Here is an 11,034-nt window from a genome sequence, read left to right on the forward strand (position 1 = left end):
CCGTCAACGCCGCGCGCACGACCCAAATTTGCGGCAATCCGGCCTTTTACCACGCCTCGTGGATTCGACGCCAACCGAAAACGGCTGGGGCCGAAGGTTGGCGTGGCGGCCGATAATTGCCGCCACGCCGGTACCCAGGTAAGCGCCTTAGAAGGTGATGTTGCTGGCGTCGGACAGCGTATGCGTGCCGACCAGCTTGACCACCACATCGTCCGTCGTCAGCGAGCTGCTGGCCGAGTTGTCGACCAGGACATAGGTGTCGCCGCCATACTGGAAGGTTACCACGCTGGCCGTCGACGAGCCGTTGGCCGTCGCCGCGATGTTCAAGGCATCCTTCAGCGTCGCCGGCGCCGCCAGGTTGATATACCCGCTGATGTCGGTGCTGCTGCCCGGCGTGCCGTTGGTGATCGCCGAGAGGTCGATCACGTCGCCACCTGTGCCGTCGGTGAAGTGGTTCAACGTCACCGAATGCGACAGGATGGTGGCATCGCTGGTCACGTCGGCAACCTTGTAGCCGGTTGCCAGGCTGACCGTATCGATGACGCCATTGCTGGTGAGATCGATGGTCGCCCCGCCGACCCCGCCACCCACTGCGAAGTTGCTGGCAGAGCTCGGCGCCGAGGAGCGGACCGTCTCGATGCTGGTCAGAACCGTGTTGCTGAGATCGATACTGTGGCCGTTGACAATGAGCGTGTCGGAGCCGGCACCGCCAACCACCGACCCGCCAGTTGCCAGATCGTCCTGGTCGACCGTGAAGGTGGTCGCCACATTCGAGCCGGCTTTGATGATCTCGACGCTGGACAGCGAGGTGCTGCTGAGGTCGAGGCTGTTCCCGTTGGTGAGCAGCGTATCGTTGCCGCTGCTGCCGATGACCACGCCATTGGCGAGGAGGTCGGCCTGGTCGACGGTGAAGGTGGTGGCCGTGGCGAGGCCGGCACGGATGATTTCCACGCTGTTCAGCGTCGTGCTGGTGAGATCGAGGCTGGTGCCGTTAATGACCAGGGTGTCAGCCGAAATATTGCCGGTGACGGAACCGCCGGAGAGCAGATCGCTCTGATCGACCGTGAAGGTGGTCGCCAGAACCGAATTGGCTCTCAGCACTTCGATGCTGGAGAGCGTCGTGCTGGTGAGGTCGAGGGCATTGCTGCTGGCGGCCAGCGTGTCGCTGCCGCTGTTGCCGATCACCGAACCGGCCGAGAGCAGGTCCGCTTGGTCGACGATGAAGGTGGTGGCCACGCCGGTCCCCGCCTGCAGGATTTCGACACTGGTAAGCGTCGTGCTGGTGAGATCGAGGCTGCTGCCGACGATCGACAATATGTCATTGCCGGAGCTGCCGATCACCGTGCCGCCCGAGAGCAGGTCGGCCTGGTCGATGAGGAACGTCGTCGCCAAGGCCGATACCGTCTTCAAGACTTCGATGCTGGTCAGCGTCGTGCTGGTGAGATCGACGTTGGTGCCGAGCACCGACAAGGTGTCGGTGCTGCTGCTGCCGACCACCGAGCCACCCGACAACAGGTCGCTGGCATCGAGCGTGAAGGTGGAAGCAAGGCTCGACCCGGTCTGCAGGATTTCGACGCTGGTCAGCGTTGTGCTGGTCAGGTCATAGGCCGTGCCGTTGAGCACCAGGCGGTCATTGCCGCTGCTGCCCCAGACCGTGCCGCCGCTCGCCAGGTCGCTGGCGTCGAGGGTGAAGGTCGTGGCGACACCAGAGCCAGCACGGATGATCTCGACGCTGGTGAGCGTCGTGCCGGTGAGGTCAAGCGCCGAGCCGGCGATGGCCAGCGTGTCGGCACCGTTGCTGCCGGCAACCGTGCCGCCGCCGATAAGGTCGGCCTGATCGACGGTGAAGACGGTCGCCAGGCTGATACCTGCCTGCAGGATCTCGACGCTCGTGAGGCTGGTGTTGGTGAGATCGTAGTTGGCGTCCTTGACCAGCAGCGTGTCGTTGCCGCTGCTGCCGACGACACTGCCGCCCGCCGCAAGATCGGCAAGGTCGACCGTGAAGGTGGTGGCGACGCTGACACCGGTGCGGAGGATTTCAACGCTGGTCAGCGTTGTGCTGGACAGGTTGAAGGCCGACGTGTTCATCACCAGGATATCGTTGCCACTGCTGCCGATGACCGAGCCGCCCGACAGAAGGTCCGCTGCATCCACCGTGAAGGTGGTTGCGCTGTTGAGGCCCGCCCGCAGGATTTCAACGCTGCTGAGGCTGGTGCTGGTGAGGTCCATGCTGGCCGCTGCAATCGTCAACGTATCGGTGCTGGTGCTGCCGGTGACAGAGCCGCCGGACAGAAGATCGGCTTGATCGACGATGAAGGTGGTGGAACTCGTGACACCCGCCTTGATCGATTCCACGCTGGTCAACGTCGTGCTGCTGAGGTCGAGAGTGGTGCCAGCGATGGTCAGGATGTCGTTGTTGCTACCCGTACCCGTGACGCTGCCACCGGAGATGAGATCCGCCTGATTGACGGTGAAGGTGGTGAGCGTCGTCAAGCCGGCGGTCAACCTCTCGATGCTGGTCAGCGTCGTGCTGGTCAGATCGAAGCCCGTATACTTGGCAACCAGCGAGTCGAGGCCGCTGCTGCCGATGACCGAGCCGTTGGCGGCAAGGTCGAGCGCATCCACCGTGAACGTGGTGGCAATGCTTGTGCCCGCCTGCAGTTTTTCGATGCTGGTCAGGATCGTGCTGGAGAGGTCGAGGGTACTACCGGCCGCCACCAGTGTGTCCGTGCCGTTGGTGTTGCTGGTCACGGAGCCGGTCGATGCCAGATCGGTCTGATCGACGATGAAGGTGGTACCCAGCGTCGAGTTGGTCGTGATGATTTCAACACTGGACAGCGTCGACGAGCTGAGATCGAGGCTGGTGCCGGCGATCGTCAGTGTGTCGTTGACACCGGCATTGCCGCTGACCGTACCGCCCGAGGCCAGGTCCGCCTGGTTGATGATGAAGGTCGTCGCCGTCGTCAGCGAGCCATCGATAATCTCGATGCTGGACAAGGTGGTGCTGGTCAAGTCGACGGTCGAGAACTTGATCGCCAGTGTATCGTTACCGCTATTGCCGATGACGGAGCCGCCGGAGAGCAAATCGGCCACATCGACCGTGAAGGTCGTGCCAGCCGCATTGGCCGCCCGCAGGATTTCGACGCTGGTGAGGATCGTCGAGCTGAGGTCCAGGGCCGTACCGGCCGCCGCCAAGGTGTCGTTACCGGTGCTACCCTGAACGGTACCGCTGGCGGCCAAATCAGCCTGATCGACGGTGAAGGTGGTTGCGGTGGCGAGGCCCGCCTGCAGCTTCTCGATGCTGGTAACCGCGGCACTGCCGAGGTTGAGTTCCGTGCCGGCGGCGACCAGGATGTCGCTGCCGGTGCTGCCGGTCACAGACGTGACGCCAACCAGATCCGCCTGGTCGAGCGTGAAGGTCGTGGCGACGCTGCCCGATTTGATCGTCTCGATGCTGGTCAGCGACGTGCTGCTGAGATCGAGGGTCGTGCCGTTGGCCAGCAAGATGTCGGAACCGGTGCTGCCGATGACCGAGCCACCGGAGATGAGATCCGCCTGGTCGACCGTGAAGGTCGTCGCTGTATTGAGGCCCGCCTGCAGGATTTCGATGCTGGTGAGGGTGGTGCTGGCCAGGTTGAAGGCCGAGGTATTCATCACCAGGATGTCGTTGCCACTGCTGCCCTGGACCGTACCGCTGGCGGCAAGGTCGCCCGTATCGACAGTGAAGGTGGTGGCGAAGCTGGTGCCAGCCTTCAGGGTTTCGAACGAGGTGACAGCTGTACTGGTCAGGTTGAGCGACGTACCGCTGGCGACCAGCGTGTCACTGCCGGTGCTGCCGGTGATCGTCGTCACCGACGCCAGATCATTCTGATCCACGGTAAAGGTGGTCGGCGATGCCGAGCCGGCCAGCAGACGCTCGATGCTGGTGAGCGTGGTGCTGCTGAGATCAAGCACGGTACCAAAGGCCGTCAGCGTATCGGAGCCGCTGCTGCCGATGACCGAGCCACCAGCGATGAGGTCGGCCTGATCGACCGTGAAGGTGGTTGCGGCAGCAACACCCGCCTGCAGCTTCTCGATGCTGGTCAGCGTCGTGCTGCTGAGGTTGAAGCCAGCGGTGTTCATCACCAGGATATCATCGCCGCTGCTGCCCTGGACCGAGCCGCCGGAGGTAAGATCGCCCGCATCGACGGTGAAGGTGGTGGCAAGGCTGGTGCCGGCCTTCAGGATTTCGAACGAGGTGACTGCTGTGCTGGTCAGGTTGAGTGACGTGCCGCTGGCCACCAGGGTGTCATTACCGGTGCTGCCGGTGATCGTCGTCACCGACGACAGATCGGCTTGATCCACCGTGAAGATCGACGGCGATGCCGAGCCAGCCAGCAAGCGCTCGATGCTGGTCAGCGTCGTGCTGCTGAGATCAAGCACAGTACCGAAGGCCGTCAGGGTGTCGGAGGCGCTGCTGCCGATGACGGAGCCACCAGCGACCAGATCGGCCTGATCGAGCGTGAAGGTATTGGAGGTCACAACACCCGCCTGCAGGATTTCGACGCTGGTGAGCGACGTACTGCTGAGGTTGAAGGCCGTCGTCTTCATGAGCAGCGTGTCGTTGCCGGTGCTGCCGACCACCGAACCGCCGGAGGCAAGATCCGCCGCATCGACGGTGAATGTCGTGGCACTGGCGCTGCCTGCCTTCAAGATTTCGATGCTGGAGAGCGTCGCACTGGTGAGATCGAGGCTGGCGCCGGCGATGGTCAAGGTATCGACACTGCTATTGCCGGTGACCGTGCCGCTGGTCGCCAGATCGGCCTGATCGACGACAAACGTCGTCGGCTGCGTATTGCCTGCCTTCAGCTGTTCGATGCTGGTAAGCGTCGTGCTGGAAAGGTCGAGCAAGGTGCCGCTGGCCTGCAGGATGTCGCTGCCGGTGCTGCCCGTGATCGAGCCGCCGGAGGCAAGATCCGCCTGGTCCACGATGAAGGTGGTGGGTGAGGCAGAGCCCGCCTTCAGCAATTCGATGCTGGTAAGCGACGTGTTGCTGAGGTCGAGGCTGGTGCCGAACGCCGTCAGGGTATCGGAGCCGCTGCTGCCGATGATCGATCCGCCGCCGATGAGATCGGCCTGGTCGACGGTGAAGGTCGTCGCCGAGGCGGTACCCGCCTGCAGGATCTCGACACTGGTGAGGCCCGTGCTGCTGAGGTTGACGGCCGTGCTGCCGCTGATGATCAGCGTGTCATTGCCGCTGTTGCCAACGACCGAACCGCCGGAAACGAGATCCGCCACATCGACGGTAAAGGTCGTGGCGAGGCCCGACGCGGCCTTCAGGACCTCGACGCTGGAGAGCGTCGTGCTGGTGAGGTTGAGGCTGGTGCCGGCGATCGCCAGGGTATCGCTGCTGGAACTGCCGGTGACCGAACCAGCTGTGGAGAGATCAGCCTGATCGACCGTGAAGATGGTGCTGATCGATTGCGAGGCTTTCAGATTTTCGATGCTGGTCAGCGTCGTGCTGCTGAGATCCAGGCTGGTGAAGCCGACCGCGAGGATGTCGGTACCGGTGCTGCCCTGGACCGTGCCGCCCGAAACCAGATCGGCCTGATCGAGCGTGAAGGTGGTGTTAGAGGCACTGCCGGCCTGGATGATCTCGACGCTGTCCAGCGACGTGCTGGTAAGGTCGAGGCTGACGCCATTGATCACCAGGACATCGTTGCCGCTGCTGCCCTGCACCGTGCCGCTCGACGCCAGATCATTCTGGTCGAGGGTGAAGGTGGTGGCGAGGTTGGACGCCGCCTTGAGAATTTCGATGCTGGAAAGCGTCGTGCTGGTGAGGTTGGCAGAGGTGCCGGCAATGACCAATGTATCATTGCCGCTGCTGCCGATCACACTGCCGCTGGCCGCCAAATCGCCCTGATCGACCGTGAAGGTCGTGGCAAGGTTCGAGCCGGCCTTGAGGATTTCGACGCTGGTGAGCGACGTGCTGCTGAGATTGAGTTCGGTCCCGACCGCGACGAGGGTGTCGTTGCCGGAACTGCCGATAACGGACCCGTTGGCCGCAAGGTCTCCCTGATCGACCGTGAAGGTCGTGGCCGAGTTCAAGCCCGCCTGCAGCTTTTCGATGCTGGTGAGAGACGTGCTGCTGAGATCGAAGGCCGTCGTCTTCATGATCAGCGTGTCGGTGCCGGTGCTGCCAATCACAGAACCGCCCGAAGCGAGATCCGCCGCGTCGACCGTGAAGGTCGTCGCCGCGTTCGAACCGGCCTGCAGCTTCTCAATGCTGCTGAGCGCGGTGCTGGTCAGGTCGATGGCGGCGTCCTTGACGATCAGCGTGTCGCTGCCGTTGCTGCCCTGGACCGAGCCGCCGGAGACGAGGTCGGCCTGGTCAAGCGTGAACGTCGTGGCGAGCACGTTGCCGGCCTTCAGAATCTCGACGCTGTTGAGCGTGGTGCTGGTGAGGTCGATTGCCGTGCTCTTGAACGTCAGCGTGTCGTTGCCGCTGCTGCCCTGCACCGTGCCGCCCGAGGCGAGGTCCGCCTGATCGACGGTGAAGGTCGTGGCGACCGCCAGACCGGCTTTCAGAATTTCGACATTGCTGAGGTTGACGAGGCTGAGATCGATATTTGCGCTCTTGACCTCCAATGTATCGTTGCCGCTGCTGCCGGTGATCGTGCCGAAACCGGCGAGATCGGTGGCGTCGAGCGTGAAGGTCGTGGCGACGTTCAATCCGGCTCTCAGGATTTCAATATTGCTGACCGCCGTGCTGCTGAGGTCGATCGACGTGCCGGCCGCGACCAACGTGTCGATGCTCGTGCTGCCGGTCAATGTACCGCCGCTCACGAGATCGGCAGCATCGAGCGTGAAGGTGGTGGCACTGCTCGAACTGGCCTTCAGAATTTCGATGCTGTTGAGCGCCGTGCTGCTGAGATTGAAGGCCGTTCCCTTGATCACCAGCGTATCGTTGGCGCTGCCACCGACCACGCTGCCGCCGGCAGCGAGGTCCGCCGCATCGACGATGAAGGTCGTGGCAAGGTTCGAAGACGCCTGCAGGATCTCGACGCTGCTGAGCGACGTGCTGGTCAGGTCAACGGTCAGGCCCTTGACGATGAGCGTATCGTTTCCGCCATTGCCGCTGACGCTGCCGCCGCTCGCCAGGTCTTCCTTGTCGACCGTGAAGGTCGTGGCCAGGTTCGAACCGGCCGTCAGCGCCTCGATGCTGGTGAGTGTCGTGCTGGTCAGATCAAAGGCGGTGTCGGCAATGATCAGCGTATCGTTGCTCGTGCTGCCGGTGATGGAGCCGGCGGTCGCAAGGTCGTTGGCATTGACAGTGAACGTCGTGGCAAGGCTGGAACCGGCCTGCAGTATTTCGACGCTGTTCAAGGTCGTGCTGGTGAGATCGAGGGCGGTGCCGGCGATGACCAATTTGTCATTGCCGCCGCTGCCCTGCACCGTACCGCCGGTCGCCAGATCTGCCTGGTTCACGGTGAATGTCGTGGCGGAGGCGGAACCCGCCTGCAACTTCTCGACGCTGGTGAGGGTGACACTGCTGACGTCGAAGTTGGTGCCGTTGATGATGAGCGTATCCGTGTTCGTGTTGCCGATGACATTGCTGCCATTGGCAAGGTCCGCCTGATCGACGGTGAAGGTGGTGTTGTTGGTGGAGCCCGCCTGCAGGTTTTCGATGCTGGTCAGCGACGTGCTGGACAGATTGTAGGCGGTGTCCTTGATCGACAGCGTATCGCTGCCGGTGCTGCCGATGATCGAGGTCAGCTTGGTGAAGTCGTCGCCATCGACCGTGAAGGTGGTGGCAAGCGACGAACCCGCCTGCAGCGTCTCGACGCTGGTCAGGGTCGTGCTGGTCAGATCGAGCGCCGTGGCGCGGGTGGTCAGGATATCCGTGCCGCTGCTGCCGACAATGCTGCCATTGCTGGCCAGATCCGCCTGATCGACCGTGAAGGTGGTGGCGCTGGCCAAGCCCGCCTGCAGAATTTCGACACCGGTGACGGTGTTGCTGGTGAGATCGAACGCGGCGCTTTTGATGACGAGTGTATCGGTACCGGCGCCACCGGTGACGCTGCCACCCGAAGTGAGGTCGGCGGTATCGACGGTGAAGGTGGTGCCGCCAGCGGCTGCCTGCAGTTTCTCGATGCTGCTGAGCGTCGTGCTGGTGAGATCCAACGTGGCGCCCGCCGCGGCAAGGGTATCGTTGCCGCTGCTACCCTGGACCGAGCCGGCGCTCGCCAGATCCGCCTGGTCGACCGTGAAGGTGGTGTCGACGCTGAGGCCCGCTTTCAGAATCTCGATGCTGCCCAGCGTGGTGCTGCTGAGATTGGCACTGGCCGAGTTGGCGACGAGCGTATCATTGCCGCTGCTGCCATTGATGGTGGCAAGATGGGTCAGATCATCGTTGTCGACCGTGAAGGTCGTGGCAAGGTTGGAGCCCGCCTGCAGAATTTCAACGCTATTGAGCGAGGTGCTGGCGAGGCTGAGTGCCGTGCCGCGCGTGGTCAGCGTATCGGTGCCGCTGCTGCCGACGATGCTGCCGCCGGTCGCCAGATCGGCCTGGTCGACGGTGAAAGTCGTGGCAAGGTTGGAGCCGGCTTTCAAGATGTCGACACTGCTCAGCGCCGAGCTGGTGACGTCGAAAGTCGCTCCCTTGATGATGAGCGTATCGGTACCGGCGCCGCCGGTGACGCTGCCACCGGCAGCCAGATCCGCCGCATCGACGGTGAAGGTCGTGCCGCCAGCGGCCGCCTTCAGGATCTCGATGCTGTTCAAGGTCGTGCTGGTCAGATCAAGCCCAGTGCCCGCTGCAGCCAGCGTATCTACGCCACTGCTGCCTTGGACGGCGCCACCGGCGAGGAGGTCGTTCTGATCTACCGTGAAGGTGGTGGCGGTGCCGGAACCGGCCTTCAGGATTTCGACAGCTGTCACTGCGGTGGCACTGAGATCGAAGGACGTGCCCTTGACGATCAGTGTATCGGTGCCAGCGGCGCCGGCAACCTGATTGGCAACCGTAAGATCCGCCGCATCGACGGTGAACGTGGTGCCGACGGACGCCGCCTGCAGCTTCTCGACGCTGGTGAGCGTCGTGCTGGTGAGGTCGAGCGTCGCCCCCGTAGCGGTCAAGGTGTCGGTGCCGGTCGAGCCGATGACGCTGCCGCCCGAGGCGAGATCCGCCTGGTCGACCGTGAAAGTCGTGTCGCTGGCGGAGCCCGCCTGCAGGCGCTCGATGCTGGTCAGCGCCGTGCTGGAGAGATCATAGGCGGTATCGTTGATCGACAGCGTGTCATTGCCGCTGCCGCCCTGGATGGCCGTCAGCGACGCAAAGTCGGTCATATCGATCTTGAAGGTCGTGCCGGCACTTGAGGCCGTCTTCAGTGTTTCGATGCTGCTGAGCGTCGTGCTGGTGAGGTCGACCAGCGTTCCCTTGGCCATCAGCGTGTCGATGCCGCTGCTGCCTTGGACGGTGCCGCCACTGGCGAGATCGCTGGCATCGACGGTGAAGGTCGTTGCCAAGGCCGAGCCAGCCTGCAGCTTTTCGACACCGGTCACGGTGCTGCTGCTGAGGTCGAAGGCCGTGCTCTTGATGATGAGTGTATCGCTACCGACGCCGCCGGTGACGCTGCCGCCCGAGGCGAGGTCCGCCGCATCGAGGGTGAAGGTCGTGCCGCCGGCCGCGGCCTGCAGATTTTCGATGCTGCTGACCGTCGTGCTGGAGAGATCCAGCGTGGCGCCGGCGGCAACGAGGGAATCGGCGCCCGTGCTGCCGATGACGGAACCGCCGCTCGCCAGGTCCGCCTGGTCGACGGTGAAGGTGGTGGCGGCGCTGAGGCCCGCCTTCAGGATTTCGACGCTGGTCAGCGTGGTGCTGGAAAGGTCGAGGCCGGTCGTGCTGGCAACCAGGGTGTCATTGCTGCTGCTGCCCTGGACCGTTCCGTTCGACGCCAAGTCCGCCTGATCAACGGTGAAGGTCGTGGCAACGTTGGAGCCCGCCTGAAGTTTCTCGATGCTGGTCAGTGTCGTATTGGAAAGATTGAGCGACGTGCCCTTGATGACCAGCGTATCCGAGCCGGTGCTGCCCTGAACCGTGCCGCCGGAGGCGAGATCGGCCTGATCGATGGTGAAGGTCGTGGCAGCGTTGGAGCCGGCCTTCAATACCTCGACGTTGGTGAGCGTGGTGCTGGTGGTGTCGAACGTCGTGCCCTTGATGATCAGGGTATCGATCGTCGTCGAGTTGACGCCAACGACGCTGCCACCGGCAACCAGATCCGCACCGGTCGCGCCGATGCCGTCGACCGTGAAGGTCGTACCGCCAGCGGCACCTTTCAGAATTTCAATGCTGTTGAGCACCGTGCTGGTGAGGTCGAGCGCTGCGCCCGCTGCAACCAGCGTGTCACTCCCCGTGCTGCCGGTGATGGTGCCGACCGTATTGAGGTCCGTCTGATCGACCGTGAAGGTCGTAGCGGCGAGCGAACCCTGCAGCTTCTCGATGCTGGTGAGGGTGGTGCTTGAGAGATCGAGTGCCGAGCCCTTGGCGACGATGGTATCGCTGCCGGAACTGCCGATCACCGAGCCGCCGGAGACGAGATCCGCCTGATCGAGCGTGAAGGTCGTGTCGGACGCCGAACCACCCTTCAATTTTTCGACCGAGTTGATGCCGGTGCTGGCGAGGTTGAAGGCGGTGCCGAGAATGGTCAGCGTGTCTGTGCCGCTGCTGCCGACGACGCTGCCGCCGGTGGCGAGATCGGCCGCATCGACGGTGAAGGTCGTGTCGGACGCAGAACCCGCCTGCAGCACTTCGATGCTGGTCAGGGCGCGGCTGCTGAGGTCATAGGCGGTGCCGGTGAAGATCAGCGTATCATTGCCGCTGCTGCCGGAAATGCTGGTGAGCTGGCTGAAATCACCCGTATCAAGAGTGAATGTCGTGGCCGTTGCGGTCCCCGCCTTCAACGCCTCGATGCTGGTCAAGGTCGTGCTGGTGAGGTTGAGGGCCGCTTCCTTCGTGGTCAGCGTATCGCTGCCCGCGCCGCCGATGATGGTGCCGCC

Annotated in this window: 1 protein-coding gene; it reads right to left on the bottom strand. The window is 63.4% G+C overall.

What is annotated here, in order from left to right; genetic code table 11:
* Positions 1-147: 147 nt before the first annotated feature.
* Positions 148-10,938: a beta strand repeat-containing protein gene (locus SMD31_RS17775; RefSeq protein WP_320502269.1), complete on the bottom strand. Its 10,791-nt coding sequence runs from the start codon at positions 10,936-10,938 to the stop codon at positions 148-150.
* Positions 10,939-11,034: the final 96 nt, after the last annotated feature.

Source organism: Dongia rigui, assembly GCF_034044635.1.
Lineage (GTDB): Bacteria > Pseudomonadota > Alphaproteobacteria > Dongiales > Dongiaceae > Dongia > Dongia rigui.